At 57.9% G+C, this 20,789-nt stretch carries 18 protein-coding genes; 10 read left to right on the top strand and 8 right to left on the bottom strand.

Annotated features, from left to right (window positions below; translation table 11 throughout):
• Positions 1 to 102 precede the first annotated feature (102 nt).
• From OQV00_RS19675 to OQV00_RS19665, 3 genes are read left to right on the top strand one after another with little or no spacing between them, the layout of a single operon-like run.
• Positions 103 to 1,308, top strand: coding sequence for an MFS transporter (locus OQV00_RS19675; protein ID WP_162268840.1), 1,206 nt, complete (start codon positions 103 to 105; stop codon positions 1,306 to 1,308).
• Positions 1,309 to 1,323: 15 nt separating this feature from the next.
• Positions 1,324 to 2,352 carry a sugar phosphate isomerase/epimerase family protein gene (locus OQV00_RS19670; protein WP_004859143.1) on the top strand — a complete coding sequence of 343 codons (1,029 nt, stop codon included), beginning with the start codon at positions 1,324 to 1,326 and terminating at the stop codon, positions 2,350 to 2,352.
• Positions 2,349 to 3,500 (top strand): Gfo/Idh/MocA family protein, encoded by a 1,152-nt coding sequence (locus OQV00_RS19665; RefSeq protein WP_004859146.1) that lies wholly within the window; start codon positions 2,349 to 2,351, stop codon positions 3,498 to 3,500. The genes OQV00_RS19670 and OQV00_RS19665 overlap by 4 nt, the downstream gene beginning before the upstream one ends.
• Positions 3,501 to 3,538: 38 nt before the next feature.
• Here OQV00_RS19665 and OQV00_RS19660 read toward each other — a convergent pair whose 3' ends face one another.
• Positions 3,539 to 3,955, bottom strand: coding sequence for an Exc2 family lipoprotein (locus tag OQV00_RS19660; RefSeq protein ID WP_004859150.1), 417 nt, complete (start codon positions 3,953 to 3,955; stop codon positions 3,539 to 3,541).
• Between the two features lie 243 nt (positions 3,956 to 4,198).
• On the opposite strand from OQV00_RS19660, the gene OQV00_RS19655 reads away from it, so the two are divergent.
• The gene (locus tag OQV00_RS19655) at positions 4,199 to 5,179 is read left to right on the top strand and encodes a LacI family DNA-binding transcriptional regulator (RefSeq protein ID WP_266279280.1); all 981 of its coding nucleotides are present in this window, start codon (positions 4,199 to 4,201) and stop codon (positions 5,177 to 5,179) included.
• A 9-nt stretch (positions 5,180 to 5,188) separates the two neighbouring features.
• On the opposite strand, the gene OQV00_RS19650 is transcribed toward OQV00_RS19655, so the two are convergent.
• Positions 5,189 to 6,433, bottom strand: coding sequence for a mechanosensitive ion channel family protein (locus tag OQV00_RS19650; protein WP_004859156.1), 1,245 nt, complete (start codon positions 6,431 to 6,433; stop codon positions 5,189 to 5,191).
• 77 nt (positions 6,434 to 6,510) lie between these two features.
• A complete protein-coding gene (locus OQV00_RS19645; RefSeq protein WP_015584952.1) occupies positions 6,511 to 7,938 on the bottom strand; it encodes an MFS transporter in 1,428 nt (475 codons plus the stop codon).
• A 109-nt stretch (positions 7,939 to 8,047) separates the two neighbouring features.
• Between OQV00_RS19645 and OQV00_RS19640 the strand changes: the two genes are divergently transcribed.
• Both OQV00_RS19640 and OQV00_RS19635 read left to right on the top strand, forming a co-directional pair.
• A complete protein-coding gene (locus tag OQV00_RS19640; RefSeq protein WP_004859162.1) occupies positions 8,048 to 8,926 on the top strand; it encodes a helix-turn-helix transcriptional regulator in 879 nt (292 codons plus the stop codon).
• A 15-nt stretch (positions 8,927 to 8,941) separates the two neighbouring features.
• The gene (locus OQV00_RS19635; RefSeq protein ID WP_065905960.1) at positions 8,942 to 9,985 is read left to right on the top strand and encodes a DUF2157 domain-containing protein; all 1,044 of its coding nucleotides are present in this window, start codon (positions 8,942 to 8,944) and stop codon (positions 9,983 to 9,985) included.
• Here OQV00_RS19635 and nfsB read toward each other — a convergent pair.
• The 3 genes from nfsB to OQV00_RS19620 form a co-directional block, all read right to left on the bottom strand.
• The gene (nfsB, locus tag OQV00_RS19630; RefSeq protein WP_142631602.1) at positions 9,982 to 10,635 is read right to left on the bottom strand and encodes an oxygen-insensitive NAD(P)H nitroreductase; all 654 of its coding nucleotides are present in this window, start codon (positions 10,633 to 10,635) and stop codon (positions 9,982 to 9,984) included. The genes OQV00_RS19635 and nfsB overlap by 4 nt on opposite strands.
• A 128-nt stretch (positions 10,636 to 10,763) precedes the next feature.
• On the bottom strand, positions 10,764 to 11,144 hold the full coding sequence (locus OQV00_RS19625) for an MmcQ/YjbR family DNA-binding protein (protein WP_004859171.1): 381 nt from the start codon (positions 11,142 to 11,144) through the stop codon (positions 10,764 to 10,766).
• Positions 11,144 to 11,725, bottom strand: a complete 582-nt coding sequence (locus OQV00_RS19620; RefSeq protein ID WP_004859175.1) for a TetR/AcrR family transcriptional regulator — start codon at positions 11,723 to 11,725, stop codon at positions 11,144 to 11,146. Before OQV00_RS19620 ends, OQV00_RS19625 begins: the two co-directional genes overlap by 1 nt.
• Positions 11,726 to 11,915: 190 nt before the next feature.
• Between OQV00_RS19620 and OQV00_RS19615 the strand changes: the two genes are divergently transcribed.
• Both OQV00_RS19615 and OQV00_RS19610 read left to right on the top strand, forming a co-directional pair.
• Positions 11,916 to 13,016, top strand: coding sequence for an MBL fold metallo-hydrolase (locus OQV00_RS19615; RefSeq protein ID WP_048022970.1), 1,101 nt, complete (start codon positions 11,916 to 11,918; stop codon positions 13,014 to 13,016).
• A gap of 30 nt (positions 13,017 to 13,046) precedes the next feature.
• Complete coding sequence (locus OQV00_RS19610) at positions 13,047 to 13,388, top strand: RamA family antibiotic efflux transcriptional regulator (RefSeq protein ID WP_004859189.1); 342 nt, start codon at positions 13,047 to 13,049, stop codon at positions 13,386 to 13,388.
• Positions 13,389 to 13,429: 41 nt separating this feature from the next.
• Here OQV00_RS19610 and OQV00_RS19605 read toward each other — a convergent pair whose 3' ends face one another.
• Entirely contained in the window at positions 13,430 to 15,571 is a 2,142-nt protein-coding gene (locus OQV00_RS19605) for a TonB-dependent siderophore receptor (RefSeq protein WP_032717170.1), read from the bottom strand.
• A gap of 154 nt (positions 15,572 to 15,725) precedes the next feature.
• Between OQV00_RS19605 and OQV00_RS19600 the strand changes: the two genes are divergently transcribed.
• Entirely contained in the window at positions 15,726 to 17,348 is a 1,623-nt protein-coding gene (locus OQV00_RS19600; protein ID WP_004859195.1) for an alpha/beta hydrolase-fold protein, read from the top strand.
• Here OQV00_RS19600 and OQV00_RS19595 read toward each other — a convergent pair.
• Positions 17,277 to 17,525, bottom strand: coding sequence for a DUF1158 domain-containing protein (locus OQV00_RS19595; RefSeq protein WP_004859198.1), 249 nt, complete (start codon positions 17,523 to 17,525; stop codon positions 17,277 to 17,279). The genes OQV00_RS19600 and OQV00_RS19595 overlap by 72 nt on opposite strands.
• A gap of 500 nt (positions 17,526 to 18,025) precedes the next feature.
• On the opposite strand from OQV00_RS19595, the gene OQV00_RS19590 reads away from it, so the two are divergent.
• Entirely contained in the window at positions 18,026 to 20,749 is a 2,724-nt protein-coding gene (locus tag OQV00_RS19590; protein WP_099842906.1) for a cation-transporting P-type ATPase, read from the top strand.
• Positions 20,750 to 20,789: the final 40 nt, after the last annotated feature.

The raw sequence follows: 20,789 nt of genomic DNA, 5'->3' as shown, positions 1-20,789 counted from the left end.
TTTTGTAATCGATTACTTTTTATTTCGTGACGTTTTGTAATCGATTACTTTTTGAGGGAGGACAAAATGGTATCAACGACGGAAGGACGTGAAAGCGTTGGCGTGCAGCACCGGTTTCTGGTGCCGCGCCTGGCGTTAATGATGTTTATGCAGTTTTTTATCTGGGGAAGCTGGTCGGTGACCCTGGGGCTGGTGATGACGCGCTACGATATGGCGCTGCTGATTGGCGATGCGTTCTCTGCCGGGCCTATTGCCTCGATTTTGTCGCCGTTTGTGCTGGGGATGCTGGTCGATCGCTTCTTTGCTTCGCAGAAAGTGATGGCGGTGATGCACCTGGCGGGAGCCGCGATCCTGTGGTTCGTCCCCCAGGCGCTGGTCGCGCACAATGGCGCGCTGCTTATCGGCCTGCTGTTTGGCTATACGTTGTGCTATATGCCGACGCTGGCGCTGACCAACAATATCGCTTTCCACAGCCTGAATAATGTTGATAAAACCTTCCCGGTGGTGCGCGTCTTTGGCACCATCGGCTGGATTATTGCCGGGATTTGTATTGGCGTGAGCGGAATTTCCGATACCACGGCTATCTTTAATCTGGCGGCGCTGTGTTCGGTCTTACTGGCCCTCTACAGCCTGACTTTGCCGCATACGCCGGCAGCGGCGAAAGGCATTCCGCTGAAGTTTCGCGACCTGCTCTGCGCCGATGCGTTTGCGCTGCTCAAGACGCGCCATTTCTTTATTTTCTCACTCTGCGCCACGCTGATCTCGATTCCGCTGGGGACCTACTATGCCTACACCGCCTCCTGGCTGGCGGATGCCGGCGTGGCGGATGTCAGCACCGCGATGTCATTTGGGCAGATGTCGGAAATCGCGTTTATGCTGGTGATCCCGCTGCTGTTTCGCCGTCTCGGGGTCAAGTACATGCTGCTGGTCGGGATGGTGGCGTGGTTTGTGCGCTATGCCTTCTTTGCCCTTGGAGTGAGCGAAGAGGGGCGCTTCCTGCTCTATCTCGGCATCCTGCTGCACGGCGTGTGCTACGACTTCTTTTTTGTCGTCGGCTTTATCTATACCGACCGCGTGGCGGGAGAGAAGGTCAAAGGCCAGGCGCAAAGCATGATCGTCATGTTTACCTACGGCATCGGGATGCTATTGGGATCGCAAATTTCCGGCGCGCTGTATAACCAGCTGGTGGCCGGGCAGACCGTACCGCAGGCGTGGGTCACCTTCTGGTGGATCCCGGCGGTGGCCGCGGCGGTTATCGCGCTGATTTTCCTTTTCTCTTTCCAGTATCGCGAGAAAGAGCAGTATTAACTATCAGGAGGGGGTATGAAAACGATGAAGGGACCGGGGATTTTTCTGGCGCAGTTTATCGGCGCGCAGGCGCCGTTTAACACCCTGGACGGGATCGCCGCCTGGGCCGCCGGACTGGGCTATCAGGCGCTACAGATCCCGTGTAATCATCCGGCTATTTTTGATGTTGAACGGGCGGCGATGAGCCAGACCTACTGCGATGAGATTCGCGGGCGACTGGCGGAACATGGTCTGACCATCAGCGAGCTCTCAACCCATCTGGAAGGGCAGCTGGTGGCGGTTCATCCGGCCTATGACGCGGCGTTCGACGCCTTTGCCCCCGCCGCGCTACGCGGAAATCCGCCGGCACGCCAGCAGTGGGCGGTGGAAAAAGTACGTCAGGCGGCGGTGGCTTCGGCGCGCTTAGGCCTGCAGGCCCATGCGACATTTTCCGGATCGCTGGCGTGGCCTCTGTTTTATCCCTGGCCGCCGCATAATCCGTCACGAATTGATGAGGCGTTTGATGAACTGGCGCGGCGCTGGCGTCCGCTCCTCGATCTATACGATGAGCAGGGGATCGATCTTTGCTATGAAATTCATCCGGGTGAGGACCTGCACGATGGCGTGACTTTTGAACGTTTCCTGCAGCGGGTAGATAACCATCCGCGCTGCAATATGCTCTACGATCCCAGCCATTTGCACCTCCAGCAGATGGACTACCTGGCGTATATCGATATCTACCATTCGCGGATCAAAGCCTTTCATGTCAAAGATGCCGAGTTTCGTCGCGACGGCCGCAGCGGCGTGTACGGCGGCTATCAGAACTGGCTGCAGCGGGCGGGGCGCTTTCGCTCGCCCGGGGATGGGCAAATTGATTTCAAGAGCATTTTCAGCAAGCTGACCGAGTACGACTTTGACGGCTGGGCGGTGCTGGAGTGGGAGTGCTGCCTGAAGGAGGCGGAGGCCGGCGCGCGCGAAGGCAGCGAATTTATCCGCCGCCATATTATTCCCGTCTCCGAACGGGCGTTTGATGATTTCGCCAGCGGTCGCGAGGGGCAAGCATGATTCAGGTTGGCATTGTTGGGACTGGATTTATTGGTCCGGCGCATATTGAAGCGCTGCGCCGGGTCGGGGACATCGAGGTGGTGGCGCTGTGCGACAGCAATCTGGCGCAGGCGCAGCAAAAAGCGCGGCAGCTGAATGTGGCTCATGCTTATGGTCAGGTTGAGGAACTCCTGGCACATCCCGGTTTACAGGTGGTACATAACTGCACGCCGAACCACCTGCACGCGAAGATTAACCGCCAGGCGTTGCACGCCGGGCTGCATCTGTTCTCGGAAAAACCGCTGTGCATGCTTCCGGATGAGGCGCGTGAACTGGTCACGCTGGCGGAGAAGGCGGGGGTGGTGCACGGCGTAAGCTTCGTCTATCGCCAGTTCGCGATGGTCCAGCAGGCCGCCAGCATGATGCGCGCCGGGCAGGTCGGACGGCTTTTTTCGGCGCACGGCAGCTATTTGCAGGACTGGATGGTGCAGCAAAGTGACTATAACTGGCGGGTGGAGTCGGCGCTGGGCGGCGCTTCGCGGGCGGTGGCGGATATCGGCTCCCACTGGTGCGACACGGTGCAGTTTATGACCGGCAGGCGCATCACCGAGGTGATGGCGGATCTTTCTATCGTCTGGCCGACGCGCCACGCGGCCGTTTCCGGCGAGTCCACCTTCAGCCAGACGGGGGAATCTCCGCGTTTTGAGGTGCGCGAGGTAGATACGGAAGATATGGGGTCCGTGCTGTTTCGCTTTGATGACGGCAGCAAAGGCTGTTTTACCGTTTCTCAGGTCAGCGCCGGAAGAAAGAACCGCCTGGCGGTTGAAATTAACGGCAGCCGCTGTTCGCTGGCGTGGGATCAGGAGCTTCCGCAGCGGCTGTGGATTGGCCAGCGCGCGCAGCCAAATCAGCTGCTCAGCGATGACCCGAGTCTGATGCAGGCGGACATCGCCGCCAGCGCCCACTTCCCCGGCGGGCATAATGAGGGGTGGCCGGACGCCTTCAAGAATATGATGTTGAGCTTCTATCAGGCGGTACGCGCCGGGACGATGCCGGCAGCCGACGAACGGCGTTTCGCCTCATTTTATGAAGGGGCGGATGTGATGTATATCGTTGACGCGATTTTGCAAAGCCATCGGCAGCAGCGCTGGGTCAGCGTCAGGCGATAGCCGGCAGGTTGTGCGCCACTCCGGTGGCGCGCAATGACTTATTTTACGCCGAGATACCCGTCCAGATAGGCGGCGGAAAGTTCGTTGCCGAACAGCACCGCGTCTTTATTCTCCATGTCATTATTCCAGCTATCGCTGGCATTGCCGGTGAAGGTGTGTTGTGACCGGGTACCCTTCATAACCTGCTGCTTAATGGCATCGGCATTGCGTCGGGCATCGCTTTCGCTGACGCCGGCGGTTCGGTCCTGTTTGCCGCGGTGATAGATCTCGGTGAAGGTCGGCAGATTTAAGCGGTAATTTTCCTGCCGGTTAACGGCAAAATTACCGCCGACAAAATCAGAACGATGGGCGACAAAATAGTACGCATGGCGCTCCGGCGATGATTTTGAGGCGGTGCAGCCGGTGAGGGCGGCGAGAGAACCGCCGAGGACAAGCAGTGCGACTTGAATTTTCATTGATGACATCATCCCTAACGTATTGATAGTAAGCTTTTATAATTATCGGCGCCCGAGCGCGGTGTTTATGTTACCTGAAAAATCATCGCGCTTAACGCGCAAGGATAATAGCCCTGATAATTAATAGTTTTCCATCACGATGCGTAGGGGCATCAGCGGGCTGGCGCGCGCCCCGCTGCACACCGACGGCCCGTTTATGGTAGCCTGCGCATTATTCCCCTTATCCCAGGAAGTGCCGCCTTTATGTCAATTCAGAAAATCGCCCGTCTGGCGGGTGTCTCAGTGGCAACCGTATCGCGGGTGCTGAATAACAGCGATACCGTTAAACCGAAGAACCGCGAACGCGTGCTGCAGGCGATTAAAGAGAGCAACTATCAGCCTAACCTGCTGGCCCGCCAGCTGCGGACGGCACGGAGCTATATGATTCTGGTGATGGTGTCGAATATTGCGAACCCGTTTTGTGCGGAAGTGGTGAAGGGCATTGAAGAGGAGGCGGAGAAGCACGGCTACCGTATTTTACTGTGTAATTCCGGGTCCGATCTGGCGCGCTCGACTTCCGGGCTGAGGCTGCTGTCGGGGAAAGTGGTCGACGGGATTATTACGATGAACGCGCTCTCCAGTCTGCCGGAACTGACGACGATGATCGGTGATGCGCCGTGGGTACAGTGCGCCGAGTATGCCGATGCCGGCAGTATCTCCTGCGTCGGCATTAACGACATCGATGCGGCGCAGGGGGCGGTATCGCGGCTGGCGGAGAGCGGTCATCGGCGCATTGCCCTGATTAACCACGATCTGAGCTATCGCTATGCCCGCCTGCGCGAGCGCGGCTATAAAGACGTACTGCATGTGCGTGAACTGGCCTGGCAGCAGGTGGCTTATGCCAGCGACCTCAGCGCCGCCGCCGGTAAAGCGGCAATGGAAACGCTGCTGGCCTCCAGAGAGCGGCCGGATGCGGTATTTGCCGTCGCCGACTCGCTGGCGGCGGGCGCCCTGCGGGCGATCGCCCAGGCCGGACTGCGGGTGCCGGACGATATTGCGGTCATGGGATTTGATGGTACGGAGCTGGCGGAGATGGTCTCGCCGCAGCTGACCACCGTGGAACAGCCGTCGCGCGACATTGGCCGTACGGCGGTGACCCTGCTGCTGAAGAAAATCGACAACCCGGAGGCCACCGCCGAACGGGTGATGATGGACTGGCGCATCATTGCCCGCGCCAGTGCCTGAGCCTTACCCTTACCCGTGATTTGCCGCCGCCAGCGAACGTATATCGTTGCCGGTCGGTGACTGGTGGATACGCAGCCCGAATTCGTCCACCACGGCGAAAATGTGGTCAAAAATATCCGCCTGGATACTTTCATATTCTGCCCATACCACGGTGCTGGTGAAGCAGTAGATCTCAATCGGCAGGCCGTTGGCGTCCGGCGCCAGCTGGCGCACCATCATCGTCATATCTTTGCGCAGCCGCGGGTGGTTGCGCAGATACTCCTGTAAATAGGCGCGGAAGGTGCCGATATTGGTCATCTTGCGCAAGTTCAGCACCGAATGGTCGGCGGCGTTTTGCTGGTTCCACTCGCTGATCTCCTGATGACGCGAGTCCATATAGGGCTTAAGCAGCCGGGCCTGAATTAAGCGCTGCTGCTCCCGCTCATCGAGAAAATGGATACTGGTGGTATCAATATTCAGGCTGCGCTTAATGCGGCGCCCGCCGGAGGCGGACATCCCGCTCCAGTTTTTAAAGGAGTCGGAGACCAGCGACCAGGTAGGAATCGTGGTGATGGTATTGTCCCAGTTACGGACTTTCACCGTGGTGAGGCCAATATCAATGACCGCGCCGTCGGCGCCGTATTTCGGCATTTCCAGCCAGTCACCGAGCTTCAGCATGTCGTTGGCGGAAAGCTGAATGCCGGCAACCAGACCCAGGATCGGGTCTTTAAATACCAGCATCAGTACCGCGGCCATGGCGCCGAGGCCGCTGATCAATATTGCCGGCGACTGGCCAATCAGTAATGAGATCACCAGGATGCCGATAATAATCGCGCTGACCAGCTTAATGCCCTGGAATATCCCCTTCAGCGGCAGCTGGGATGCGGTGGCGAATTTCTGCGATAAATTGAAGACCACATCGAGCAGTGAAAAGAAAGACAGCAGGGCATAGATCATGACCCACAGCTGGGCGCAGGTGGTCAATATATTGGCGGCTTCACTGCCTTTTTGCAGCCACAGCACCGCCTGCACATTGACGATAATCCCTTGCAGGGTAAAGGCCAGCCGGTGAAACAGTTTGTTCTGGGTGATGATTTGCAGCCACAAATGGCTGCTGGCCTGCGCGCGCTTTTCGAAGGCGCGCAGCACGCCTTTATGCAAAATAAAATGAACGACAATGGCGGTCAGTAAAATAATGCCGAAGATAATAATGAGTGAAGTGGTGGGGGTAATTTCGATGCCTAAGGCGGCAATTTGTGAGATTAATTCCTGCATAACGTCTCCTGTACATCCAGCGGTAATGATGACCGCTGGATGTATATTATGCAAATCAGGCGTCATGCAATGATGGATTATGAGGCGGTAGCCACCGGACGAATATTGAGATGATGGCGCAGCCGCAGGGCCATCGCGCCTAAGAGCAGCATCATTGCCACCTCCACGGCCAGGAAATCGATCAGCGCCTGCGGATAGGTGCCGCCGCCGCGTTGAGCGAGGGTTAAAAACAGCGAGCCGAGAATTGCCGGACCTAATCCCAGCGTCGCCTGCTGCAGGGTGCTGAGAATGGCGCTCCCGGCACCGGCATCGCTGGCGCTGATATCGCGCATGCCAATGCGATAAAAACTGTTAACGATCAGCGCCTGGCCGTAGCCGATAAGCGCGGTAGAGGGCACCATCGCCAGCGACGAGGTGTGAGCGCCGAAGTGACCGAAGGTCGCCATCAGCAGCAGCAGACCGGCTATCTGCACTACCAGCCCAATCAGCAGAATACGTCCCATGCTGAAGCGGGCAATCAGCTTCGGCGCGTACAGCGCAGAGAGGAAATAGGCCACGCCGAGGGCGATAAAGCTGTTGCCTGACTGCCATGGCGCCATGCCGAGACCGGCCTGCATGGTCAGCGCCATGCAGAACATAAAGCCGGACCAGGCGCTGAAGAACAGCAGGGCGATAGCCATGCCAAAGCGAATGCTGGTGAGTTTCAGCAGACGGGGCGGCAGCAGCGGCTGTTCGCCGCGCTGCTGCTTACGCAACGCGCTGGCCCGCATCCAGATCAGCAGCGGCAGCACGGCCACCAGCAAAAGCTGGAGCGTCCACGGCCAGTGAAGTTCCGGCCCCAGCGCCATCGGAAACAGCAGACAGCAGAGGATCAGCGCCAGGCTGAAGGTGCCCTGCCAGTCGATAGCCGAATGGGCTTCGCGGCGGGTTTCCGGGACATAGCGGGGGCTAAACGCCAGCACCAGCAGGCAGATCGGGACATTGATAAAGAACGCGTTGCGCCAGCCCAGGCCGGCGATATCCGCCGAGACCAGCCAGCCGCCGCCCATCTGCCCGACGATAAAAGCAATCCCACCAATCCCGCCATACAGACTGATCGCGCGCGCATGGGCGCTGCCTTTCAACGTCACATGCAGGGTGGTGAGGATTTGCGGCACAATCAGCGCCGCGCCCGCGCCTTGCAGCGTGCGGGCCGCCAGCAGCCCGCCGATGGAGTTGGCCATGCCGCACAGCAAAGAGGCGAGGCCAAAAAGCGCGACCCCCCACATAAACAGACGGCGGCGGCCGTAGTTATCGCCCAGTTTGCTGCCCATCGCCAGGCACACCGCAAAAGAGACGCCGTAGAGCGCGACGATCAGCTCCAGCTGGGTGGCGCTGGCATCCAGTGAATGGGTAATGGAGTCCAGCGCCACGTTGGTAATTGAGGTGTCGATCAGCGGCAGCATCTGGCCGGTCAACAGAAGCAGTAAACCGGCGCGGCCGGGTGAAACAGCAGACGAATTCATCGGATCTCTCCATTGCGTCATTCAGCGGATGGCCGTAGCATTACCGATAAATTAAACGGGTACCAGTTCCTGTCTATACTGGTATTGGTACTACCATGCTGGAGTCAATATGACGGGAATGCCGCAACGTGAAACGGTGCCGATAGCGCCCGACGATAGCCGTAAGCAGCTGGGCGCCTTTCTGCGCTCCCGACGTGAAAGCCTTGATCCGCAGCGTCTTGGCCTGCCGCGAGTAGGGCGGCGGCGCACGCCCGGGCTGCGCCGGGAAGAGGTGGCGATGCTGGCCGATGTCGGCGTGACCTGGTATACCTGGCTGGAACAGGGGCGGGAGGTTAATCCGTCGGAATCGGTACTGGTGGGCGTCGCGAATGCGCTGCAGTGCAGTCCGCTGGAGACGCGCCATCTGTTCGTGCTGGCCGGTCTGACGCCGCCGGAAACCACGCAGGTCAACGTATGTGAAGGGATCGCTCCGGGGACCCGGCGGATGCTCGATAGCCTGATGCCGCAGCCGGCCAGCATCCAGAAACCCAATTTCGATATCGTGGCGTGGAACGACAGTTTTTGTCGGCTGATGGGCGTCGATTTTGCCGCGCTTCCCGCAGAAAACCGTAACTGTATTTATCTCTATCTCACCCACGAGACCTGGCGCAGCCGTATTGAAAATCGCGATGTGCTGCCGACGTTTGTCTCCTATTTCCGCGCGGCCATGGCCGAACACCGGGGCGACCCGCTGTGGGAAAATAAGCTGGCGCGCTTTTTTGCCGCCTCCGCCGAATTTGAAACGCTGTGGCATCAGCGTTATGACGTCCGCGGCGTGGAAAATCAGGTGAAGAATTTCAATCATCCCCAGCTCGGACGCTTTAGTCTGCAGCAGATGTACTGGTATTCCGCCCCGCGTAATGGCTCCCGGCTGCTGGTATACCTGCCGATGGACGACGCCGGCGAGCAGGCGCTGGCATGGCTGGATAAACAGGATTCTCTCTTATAGCGACAGGGAACGCAGATGAACGTAACCAGGAAACAACAGCGGGTGATTCAGCAGGCGCTGGATGAATGGCAGGCCGCGGGGGAGTTGAGCCACGCGGAAAGCCAGCGGCTGGCGGGCACTTTGCGCGTGAGCACCTTTGACTGGCAGCGACTGAGCCGCTATGCCTTCTGGACGGCGCTGGCCTGCCTGCTGATCGCGCTGGGCAGCCTGTTCGCCGATAGTGAACTGATTGCCTGGCTGGTGAGCCTGTTCAGCGACTCGGCGCTGGCGCGGATTGCGCTGCCTGCGGCGGTGGCGCTGGTTTGCTACCTCTGGGGATTCCGTCGCCAGCGGCAGGCCTCGCACTGGCACTACAGCAGTGAGGCGATTTTGTTTGTCGGCGTGGTGTTTACCGCGCTGGCGCTGTGGCAACTCGGCGTGCGGCTGGATGACGGCAGCGGCCATATTGCGCCACTGTTTCTGGTCGGCTGCGCTATTTATGGTGCTATCGGCCTGGCGGCCCGTTCCGGGCTGGTGTGGCTGTTCTTCCTGCTGGCGCTGGGCAACTGGTTCGGAGCGGAAACCGGCTACCTGGCGGGGTGGGGGGCCTACTGGCTGGGCATGAACTATCCGCTGCGTTTTGTGCTGTTCGGTGGCGTGCTGCTGGCGCTCTGTTTTATGCTGCAAAAGTGGCTGCTTCAGCGCCGGCTGTTTACCGTCAGTAAGGCCATGGGCCTGACGTATCTGTTTATCGCGCTATGGATTCTGTCGATTTTTGGCTATCGGGATCCCGACGCCTGGTACAGCATTTCACCGCTGCAGCAGCTGCCGTGGGCGCTGTTATTCGGCGTCGCGGCGGGCGTCTGTATTTATATCAGTCTGAAAACGGATGACGGAATGCTGCGCGGTTTTGGCCTGACCTTCCTGGCTATCAATCTCTATACGCGTTTTTTCGAGTTTTTCTGGGACGGGATGCACAAGGTGCTGTTCTTCCTGATCCTCGCCGTTTCGCTGGCGGTGATTGGCCGCTATGCAGAACGAATCTGGCACGCCGGCGAGCGGCGTGCGCGGGGAGATTAAATCTCGGTGATGGTGGTCGCCTGCGGCAGGCGTGATTTCGGCAGCGTGGCGTTGAAATCTTCCACGCTGTGGTGGCCGACCGGAACGATAACCACGCTGGTAAAGCCCTGTGCGGTCAGGTCAAATTCGGCGTCAAGAATCGCGGCGTCGAACCCTTCAACCGGCACGGCATCCAGCCCCATTGCCGCGACGCCGAGCAGGAAGTTGCCGACGTTGAGGTAAACCTGCTTCGCCATCCAGTGGTTGTCGTCATGCAGATCTTTACGGTGCATATCGGCAAAGAAAACGCGGCCTTTGTGGTTAGCGGCTTTGGCTTCCGGAGTAGTGAAACGTCCGTCGGCCTCTTCCTGGTCCACCACGCGCTCCAGCCAGGCGTCGTCCATGGCGGTTTTGGCACAGAAAACCACGACATGAGAAGCATCAAGAATTTTACGTTCGTTGAAAACATAGGTGCCGCTGGCGGCTTTCGCCACCCGTGCTTTCCCTTCATCCGTGCTGGCAACGATAAAGTGCCACGGCTGGGAGTTGGTGCTCGACGGGCTGTATTGCAGCAATGTTTTCAGCTTTTCCGCTTCTTCAGCCGTCAGTTTTTTTGTGGCATCGAAGGCTTTTGTGGAGTGACGCTTTAAGGCAACGGAGACGATATCCATAACTCTTCCTCACGGTTTATGCTCAAGATAATTCGAGTTTACAGCCCCTTACGGGGCGTTTAGTGGGAGAAGAGTACAGCGAAGGCGGGGAAATGATAAGAGACAAAAATGCGATAACACTTATCGCGCTAGCCTGAAAATCCTTCCGGACGGAGCCGAATCCGCTCTTTTTTTGTCAGCTTATTCACCACCTGATTCCATGAATCATCGATAAGTTCGGCCAGCAGATCCTCACTGATATCCTCGCCGGGGACGACGGTGATCCAGTGTTTTTTGTTCATGTGATATCCCGGCTCAATACTGCGGTAAATCTCCCGATTGAGCAGCGATTTTTGCGGATCGGCTTTCAGATTCACCAGCGCCCGACCGCGAAGGGTCATGGTGAGCATAAAAATGCGCCCGCCAACTTTGAACACGTCATACTCCGGGCCGAACGGCCAACAGTGTTCGGTAAACGGATAGCTGAGCGCAATCCGGTGGGCGCTGGCGTGCAGCGAAGCGCGGTCCATCAGGCGTCGTTCTCGTGAAGCGCTTGCCACATGGTCTCAAAACCGAGGGCGATCAGCTCGCGGGCGCGCTGCGGATCGTGGCTGGCAAATTCGATAGTGGTTTCCGCCAGCGAAAGAAACAGGGCGTCGCCAAAGGCGCTGTAGGCGTCGCTGAGAAAGACCGGCTTGACCGATAGCTGACACATTTCGTTGAGCTCGGGGAACATCTCTCTCACGCGGGTTCGGGTTTCATCGGTGATGCGTTCGCTGAGCGCCATCCGGCGAATCGCCTTGTGCTCCATCGGGTGGCGAATACTCCAGTCGATATAGCTGTCCCAGATATTGCGGGCGTTCTCTTTCGGCCGTTTTTCGTTTGGCGTCAGTCCGGAGACCATCGCTTTAACTAACCCCGATTTGATCGAGAGGTACAGTTCGTTGAGTAACTCATCCTTGGTGGCGAAATAGCGGAACAGCGTCCCCTCGGCAACCCCGGCGCTACGGGCAATGGCCGATGTTGAGGCGGCGATACCCGACTGGGCAAAGGCGGCCGTTGCGGCCTCCAGCAACGCTTGTTTTTTATCTTCACTCTTAGGACGAGCCACTACATTTTACCTCACGCGAAATCAAACCCCGATCTAACCACGCCATGTCATGGCACTGCAACGGTGGATGTTAAAAAATTGAAAATCGTCTTGACGACTTTCATATTCGTCTTAATAATGAGTGCTTACTCACTCATAATCAAGTTATATCACTAAACTCTCATAATAGGGAGTTTCATCTGGTCAGGTTATGAACCGTGTCACTTTCAGCGTGGTCGCCATTATGTTATTAGCCTCAGCAACAGCTTTGCCGTTTGTCTTAAATGCCGGGTTTGGCCGGGCGCCGCAGGGCGCGCAGCTCAGTCTGGTGGAACAGTCGCCACACTATCGCGATGGCCAGTTTCATAATCAGCTCCCCACGCCGGGCTTCACCGGGCAGAAAAATATGCTGGCCGCCTGGTGGGAGTTTCTGGTGACTAAACGCGAAAATGCCCGTCCCGCGCAGCCGCTGCCGCTGGTCAATACCGATCTCGCCAGCCTGCCGATCGGGCAGGATACGATGGTGTGGCTCGGCCACTCCTCCTGGTATGTGCAGCTGGCGGGGAAACGCATCCTGATTGACCCGGTCTTCAGCGACTATGCCGCACCGTTCTCATTTATTAATAAAGCTTTCCCGGGTGACTATCCGTGGCGTGCGGAGCGTATGCCGGAGATAGACCTGCTGATTATTTCGCACGATCACTACGACCATCTGGATTACGCCACCATCAAAGCGCTGATGCCAAAAATCAAGCGCGTGGTGACGCCGCTCGGCGTGGGATCGCATCTGCGCTACTGGGGCATGGAGAGCGCCATTATCAGCGAAGCGGACTGGCATCAGGCGGTGCAGGTCAGCGACGAACTGACCGTGCATGTGCTGCCGGCCCGTCATTTCTCCGGTCGTGGGCTGAAGCGCAATCAAACGCTGTGGGCCAGCTTTATGTTCGTCACCCCGCAGCAGAAGATTTACTACAGCGGCGATAGCGGTTACGGCCCGCACTTTAAAGCCATCGGCGAACAGTTTGGCGCCGTGGATCTGGCGATTATGGAGAACGGCCAGTACGACCAGGACTGGAAATACATTCATATGATGCCTGACGAGACGGCTCAGGCCGCCGACGATCTCCGCACGCGCGCGGTGCTCCCGGGGCATGCGGGGCGCTTTGTGCTGGCGAAACACAGCTGGGACGATCCTTATAAGCGGCTGGCTGCGGCCAGTCAGCAAAGACCGTGGCGGTTGTTAACGCCGATGCTTGGCGAGCCGGTTTGGGTTGCCGATAAGACGCAATCATTTACTACCTGGTGGCGATAAATACGGGTTTGATTAAAGAGGAGAGGACTTATGACTATTTCCGCTCAGGTGATTGAGACTATCGTCGGGTGGATTGATGACAATTTGCATCAGCCGCTGCGTATTGATGATATTGCGCGTCACTCTGGTTATTCGAAATGGCATCTGCAACGACTCTTTTTGCAGTACAAAGGGGAGAGTCTGGGGCGCTATATCCGCGAACGTAAACTGCGGCTGGCGGCGCGCGACCTGCGCGACACCGATCAGCGGGTTTATGATATCTGCCTGAAATACGGCTTTGATTCACAGCAGACGTTTACCCGCATTTTCACCCGCACCTTTCATCAGCCGCCGGGTGCCTACCGCAAAGAGAATCACAATCGCGCCCACTGAGGCGCGTCCGCCGGAAAGACCGGCGGACGCATTTTGGGCTTCTACCAGGCGTAGTTTACCGTCATCGTCACCGTACGACCCACGCCATAGAAACAGGCGCTATCGCCGGCGCACGAGGCAACATATTTAGTGTCGGCGATATTGTTGATGTTGAACTGCGCTTTCGCCCCTTTCAGGCTCGAGCTCAATTCGCCTAACTCATAGCTGACCATCGCGTCATACAGATCCACCGCCGGTACCTTGAAGGTGTTTTTCGCATCGCCGTAGCTGGTGCCGATATAACGCACGCCAACCCCAGCGGTCAGGCTTTTTAGCGCGCCATTGGGCAGGGTGTAGCTGGTGAACGCCGAGGCCATATGGGTCGGAATGCGCGCCGGGGTTTTCCCTTCGGTGCCGGCGACGGTGGTATTCACGGTTTCCGCGTCGGTCCAGGTGTATGAAGCAATCAGGTTGAGGTTGTCAAAGAAGGTGGCGTGCGCTTCGGCTTCCACCCCCTTCGAGCGGACCTTACCGCTGTTCTCATACCATCCCGCCGCGCTGTTCCAGGTCGCAACGTTGCTTTGGGTCAGGTCGTACATCGCCAGAGTCATCAACGCCGTCGGCGTAGGCTGATATTTCACACCCACTTCCACCTGTTTCCCTTCGCTGGGATCGAACGGAGCGACGCCCGGCGCACGATTGGTTTGCAGGTTGGGTTCGAAGGAGGTGCTGTAGCTGATATAGGGCGACAGGCCAAAGTCAAAGGCGTACAGCAGACCGGTACGCCAGGTAAACTTGCTGTCGTTTTTCTGGGTGCGACTGCTGTCGGTAAAGTCGGTGGTACGCACTTCCGCCCAGTCATAGCGGCCGGAAAGCAGCAGCTCCCAGTTTTCCAGGCTCAGCTGATCCTGCAGGTAGAGGCCAACCTGATCGAGATTCTGCTGTTCATCGCTGGCGGTACGGAAGGTGCTTTCATCGACCTTCACACCATAGACCGGGGCACGCCAGTCGAGATCGTACTGTGAACCGCCGGCGCGACCGAGGTACTGCTTATCCTTGCTGGTTTTGTAGTCCAGGCCGCCGAGAACGGTGTGCGCCAGCTGACCGGTCGTGAACTGCGCCTCAAGCTGGTTATCGATACCGAACTCATCGGTTTGACGCTCCTCATGCTGGGCGCGACGTGAGAGCACGGAGCTGTTGGCTGCGCTGTTGGAATAGACCAGATAGCGATATTTCTGCTTTATCGTCCCATAGCGCGCGTTCTGCCGTAGGGTCAGCATGTCGTTGAGCTGATGCTCAAATTCATAACCGATGAGAGTCTGCTCGCGCCAGGATTGATTGTAGCCGGGGTCGCTGACGTTAAAGTCGCGCGGAATATAGCTGCCATCGACGCTGTTGACGGTGCCGTAGCGCGGCAGGAAGTTGCGATAACCGGCGTCGGGATCTTTTTGATAGCTGGTCAGCAACGTGAAGCGCGTCGCATCGTTGGGATACCACGTCAGCGCCGGCGCAATGGCGATGCGCGTCTCTTTATAATCCTCGACCTGGCTGTTCTGGCTGCGGGCGATACCGTTGAGGCGATAGAGCAGGTGGCCGTCGTCGCTTAACGGCCCGCCGACATCAAAGGCGCCTTCCGCCAGATTGTCGTTGCCGGTACGGAACTGGATTTGATGCACCGGCTGGCTGGTGGGACGCTTGCTGGTCATGCTGATAAGCCCGCCGGGGTTGACCTGGCCAAACAGCACCGAGGCCGGGCCGCGTACCAGCTCGACGCGCTCCAGCAGCCACGGATCCATTGTGCCGGTTTGCGACGACGCGGTGGCGCCATAGCTCAGGCCGTCGAGATACTTCGGTACATAGCTGAAGCCGCGGACGAAGACTTCGTCATTGCGGTTGGACGATCCGCGATACTCGGTGAACACCCCGGCGCTATAGCGCAGAGCCTGTGACACCGACGTCACGTCCAGCGCCGCCATCTGATCGCGGGTGATGACCGAGACCGACTGCGGGGTTTTCACCAGCCCGGCGGCGGTTTTCGTCGCGGAAAGCGTTTTCGTCGCCACGATCCCTTTGACCGGGGCGGTGGGATCTTCATTACTGCTCGCGGTGACCACGAGGGTCTCCTCCGCCAGCGCCTGCCCGGCGAGTGTCGCCACGGCAAGACCCGTGACCCAGAGTTTAGTTATCTTATTATATTTAAACATTTTATTTGCTATGTCCTTGGTTGAAATTGCCATAATCATCCCTTTCCCCCATCAGAAAAATCTAATGGCCTGAACGAGCGGAGTTGATGTTATTGCAAATCATTACCATTTGCATTAGCGTTAGTAACAAATTTTTACAGGGATAAATCGGGCGATGAAAATGGCATGGGGTGGTCTGCTGATCGGCATGAGTGCGCTACCGGCGGTGGCAATGAACTGCGAATCTTCTTCGCGGCAGGGAGAGCTGCAGGGAAAATTCGATGCCAGCGGCGAAGTCTGTTTTGATCTGCCGACGTTAGGGGAAAACTACGTTTCGGCGACGATTTCCGGGGTAACGGATGCCCGTCTGCTGGATGAAAATAACCGTCGGCTGCGTACGCTGCTGGCGGGAGGGCCGCCGGATGGCGAGCAAACGCTGTTGTTCTCCCTGCCGGTGAACCGCGCTTCAGCGCTGGTGCTCCACGGCGAAGAAGGCACCCGCTGGCATTTCCGCTGGCGGATGAAGGAGACCACCGCGCTGGCGAAAACCCAGGCACTGGATCCCGTCAGTCCCCGTTTGCAGCAGCTGATGCAGGAGCTGGCGGCGGGTGGCTCTACGACGCGTTTCTGGCAGGAGCGCGAACAGGAAGGGACGCCGATGGTGGAACCGGTGGATGCAGGACACAAGCGCGTCACCTTCCTGTGGCGCGGGGCGAGAAAAAACGTCTTCCTGCTGGGATCCCCGGCGGGCGATCACGATCCGCTGTTTCGGCTTGGTCATTCCGATGTCTGGTTTCGCAGCTACGTGGTACCGGCAGATACCCTGATGCAATATAAGCTGGCGCCGGATGTCCCGCAGGTCGACGGCGTCGGGCACGAGCAGCGGCGGGCGATTCTGGTCAGCGCTCAGGCCGATCCGCTGAATCCGAACAGCGTCAACCGCGCCAGCGATCGCTGGAACCGCTATTCGCTGCTGGCGCTCAATCCGGCGCGCTACTGCACGCCGCAGCGTAGGGCGCAGCCGTTGCGCTATGGCACTTTGACCCGCCATCAGCTGCGCAGCGATTTTTTGCATAATACCCGGGAAGTGATGATCTACCGTCCGCGCCTGCCGCAGCCCGCGCGCTGGACGCTGATGTTGTTTGATGGCAAAACCTATCAGGATGAATACCGCTTCGCCAACGTGCTGGACAGCCTGATCGCCAGCCATGTGCTGCCGCCGATCAACGTGGTGTTTATTGATAGTCTCGATCACCCGCGCCGGGCGAAAGAGCTGCCGCCCAACCCCTTCTTCGCCGATTTTATGGCCCATGAGCTGCTGCCCTGGCTGCGACAACAGGGGCTGGATGCCATTCGCCAAAAAACCGTTGTCGCCGGCTCCAGCTACGGCGGCCTGGCCGCATCGTGGGTCGCGCTGCGCTATCCGCGGCTGTTTGCCAATGTCCTCAGTCTGTCGGGCTCTTACTGGTGGGCGCCCAAAGGCGAGGAAGCCGGCTGGCTGACGCGCCAGTATCAGCAGTCGCCGCGCTATCCGATACGTTTCTGGCTTCAGGCAGGCCGGTTTGAGACCTCGGGAGCCGATGGCGGGATCTACAGCAATACCCTTACCTTTGAACAGGCGCTACGCGATAAAGGCTATCGCGTCAGCTTCCATCCTTCATCAAGCGGCCATGATTATGCCGCCTGGTGCGAGGCGCTGGTGGCGGGAATGCGTGACTTTACCGGGTTAGCGCTCAAGGGAAAACCAGCGGCGCCAGACCCAACGCAACACCACATATTCTCCCGTGCCCAGCGCTAAGAACCACAGGCAAAAGAGCAGGGTATAAAACTGGTTGAGATCCATCAGATGGAAGGTATCGACCAGTTTTTGCGCCAGCGTTAACCCAAGGGATGGCGCTGGCAGCAGTAAACAAGAGATCAGGGCCAACAATAAAATGCCTGCGGCGGCGATCAGCGTTTCGAGCGGATGTTTCATTACTTGTTAATCATCAGTTAAAAAACATATTGTCAGGTATAATGACATTTAACGCAATATCCTTTCCTGAGTGATTATTTTACGCCATTATACGTAGCGCTAATATCAGGACTTTTATTCCTTCTGTTAATATTGTTGGCGTTATTTGTAATTAAATTAATAGCATCTTAATGTCAATTAACGTCATTATTAAAGAGTGTACTTTACAAAAGTATAGGTACTATATCCCACCAGCGTGGCAATACTGATAGCCAGCAGGATGTACAGCACCAGGCGGCGTCCGCGGTAGATTCCTGACATAATGAACCTCGTTTAATATATGTTTATTAATATTCTGTAATAGTTGTTTGAGGAATTAACTTATCACAGATTTTAAATTTTGCGAGGGCCGTTAATTGTCCTGGATCAATTTTCATCTCGCTATATAAAATCATATTCATTCATTGGCCAGAAATGATTTCAGGCTTTCCGAATAACGGAATTTATAAGGAAAATTTAATTTGACCAGAATCCATCCCCCCCATAATTCGCCTCCTGCGGGAGATACTGCGGCACAGCCAGCCTACCGGCAGACCGTTGAACAGGTACTGGCGCAGAACCACAGTCGCGCCGAGGGATTGCATTCCGCCGAGGCCGCAGAACGCCTGGCCTCCTTTGGCCCTAACGCGCTGCCGGAAAAGAAAAGCAAGCCGGCCTGGCTGCGTTTCCTGGCCCACTTTAACGACGTGCTGATTTTCGTCCTGCTGGCGGCGGCGGCGCTGACGGCGGTGATGGGACACTGGGTGGATACCCTGGTGATCCTGGGCGTCACGGTCATCAACGCCCTGATCGGTCACGTGCAGGAGAGCAACGCCGAGAAATCCCTGCAAGGGATCCGCAACATGCTCTCCAGCAATGCCCGGGTGCAGCGCAACGGTAAACACGAAACCTTGCCCACCCGCGATCTGGTGCCGGGTGATATCGTTATTCTGCGGGCGGGCGACCGCGTTCCGGCGGATATGCGCCTGATCGAAACTCACAACCTGCGTGTGGAAGAGGCGATCCTGACCGGCGAATCAACGGTGGTGGATAAAATCACCGATGCGCTGCAAGGCGAACTGCCGCTGGGCGACCGGACCAACATGGTGTTTTCCGGTACCACCATCAGCGCCGGCGGTGGCGTCGGCGTCGTGACGGCGACCGGGCAGGATACGGAGCTTGGGCATATCAACCAGATGATGGCCGGTATCGAGAAGCATCGCACGCCGCTGCTGGTGCAGATGGATAAGCTGGGTAAAGCGATTTTCGTCATTATCCTCGCCATGATGGCGGCGCTGTTTGTCTTCAGCCTGGCCCTGCGTGATATCCCCATGGGGGAACTGCTGCTCTCCCTGATTAGCCTGGCCGTAGCGGCGGTCCCGGAAGGACTACCGGCGATTATCTCGATCATCCTCTCCCTCGGCGTGCAGGCGATGGCGCGCAAACACGCCATTATTCGCAAGCTCCCGACGGTAGAAACGCTGGGGGCGATGACCGTCGTCTGTTCGGATAAAACCGGTACGCTGACCATGAACGAAATGACGGTCAAAGCGATTATCACCGCCGACTGCTGCTACCGGGTTGAGGGTGACAGCTATGAGCCGCAGGGCAACATCTATCTGGAAGGCAGCGATGAGCCGGTACAAATTCATGCCGGAAGCGTACTGGAAACGTATCTGCGTACCATTGACCTGTGCAACGACAGCCAGCTGGTACAGGACGCGCGCGGCCTGTGGGGCATCACCGGCGGGCCGACCGAAGGGGCGTTAAAAGTGCTGGCGGCGAAGGCAAAGCTGCCGCCGGTTGAGACGCAGCTGATTGCCAAAATTCCGTTTGATTCACAGTATAAGTACATGGCGACGCAGCAGAGAATCGACACCGCTGAGCGTGTGTTGATCACCGGCGCGCCGGATGTGATTTTCGCGATGTGCCGCGAGCAGATGACAAAGCAGGGGACGGTTCCGTTCGAGCGCCAGTACTGGGAGGATGAGATCTCTCGCTTCGCCAGCCAGGGGCTGCGCATGGTTGCCGCCGCCTGTAAACCGGCGCGCGCCGGCAGCACGACGCTGACCCACGACGATCTGCGTGAGGGGCTGGTGTTCCTCGGCATCGCCGGAATGATGGATCCGCCACGTTCGGAGGCCATAGAGGCGATTCACGCCTGCCAGACCGCAGGGATCCGCGTGAAAATGATCACCGGCGATCACCCGCAGACGGCAATGAGCATCGGCCAGATGCTGGGGATCACCAACAGCCATCAGGCGATGACCGGCTATCAGCTGGAGCACATGGACGATGGCGAACTGGCGAAAGCCGCCGTGGAGTACGACATTTTTGCTCGTACCAGTCCGGAGCATAAGCTGCGCCTGGTCAAAGCGCTGCAGGATACCGGTGAAGTCGTCGGCATGACCGGTGACGGGGTGAACGATGCGCCGGCGCTCCGCCAGGCCGACGTCGGCATTGCGATGGGGATCAAAGGCACTGAAGTCACCAAAGAGGCGGCCGACATGGTGCTGACGGACGACAACTTCGCCACCATTGCCAGTTCGGTGAAAGAGGGGCGTCGCGTCTACGACAACCTGAAGAAAACGATTCTGTTTATTATGCCCACCAACCTGGCGCAGGGGCTGCTGATTATCATTGCCCTGTTAGCGGGGAACATTATTCCGCTGACGCCGGTGTTGATTCTGTGGATGAACATGGCGACCTCCGCCACGCTCTCTTTCGGTCTCGCTTTCGAAGCCGCGGAGCGCAACGTCATGAACCGCCCACCGCGGAAAACCGGCCAGCACGTCATGGATGGTTATGCCATCTGGCGCGTCGCCTTCGTCGGAACCATGATTGCCGTCGCCGCCTTTATTCTTGAGGCCTGGCTGGCGCCGCGCGGCCATAGCGCCGAGTTTATCCGCACCGTGCTGTTACAGATGCTGGTGACCGCGCAGTGGGTGTACATGATTAACTGCCGTCGCAGCGAGGGCTTCTCATTAAATACTGGCCTGCTGCGCAACAAAGGCATCTGGCTGGTCAGCGGCGTGCTGCTGCTCCTGCAGCTGGCGATTATCTACCTGCCGTTTATGCAGACGATGTTTGGCACCGAGTCGCTGCCGCTGCGCTACTGGTTTATCACCCTGGCGATTGCCATCGTGATGTTCCTGGTGGTGGAAGTCGAGAAGCGTCTGACCCGCCCGTTACGTAAAACCGCCTGATCCGCCCGGCGCCCCTCTCCGCTCAGGGGAGGGACGCCGC

This window comes from Klebsiella sp. DY2415 (genome assembly GCF_026314315.1).
Taxonomy (GTDB): Bacteria; Pseudomonadota; Gammaproteobacteria; order Enterobacterales; family Enterobacteriaceae; genus Klebsiella; species Klebsiella ornithinolytica.
This window is presented reverse-complemented; position numbering and strand designations above follow the sequence as displayed.